1 pseudogene is annotated in these 242 nt (G+C 62.4%); it reads right to left on the bottom strand.

Annotated features, from left to right (window positions below):
• Positions 1–242, bottom strand: a pseudogene (locus QP415_RS12710) (dihydroorotase); the annotation flags it as partial.

The following is a 242-nucleotide window of genomic DNA, read 5'->3' as shown; positions in this document are numbered from 1 at the left end:
CTGACTCATTCATCTGGGAGCCCTCGGTCAGTCCAGGATCCTGCGCGTGCTGGGCGACTACTCCCCCAAAGGACTTGACGTATTCGAGAGCGCGGCGCATGAGCACCGGGTCCGACACGCTCTTGCCGTCATCTGAAAAGACACGAGCCTGAGCGCGCGAGTTCGCCATCGCGCCCAGTGCGGCCATGTGTTTGCCTTCAAGACCTTTCGTGACGGCGCCGACGGGGCGTACCTCGGTCAAT

Origin of the sequence: Pauljensenia sp. UMB3104 (assembly GCF_030217285.1) — a bacterium.
Taxonomy (GTDB): Bacteria; Actinomycetota; Actinomycetes; order Actinomycetales; family Actinomycetaceae; genus Pauljensenia.
The sequence above is the reverse complement of the archived record's forward strand: the minus strand, read 5'-3'. Positions and strand labels throughout refer to the sequence as shown.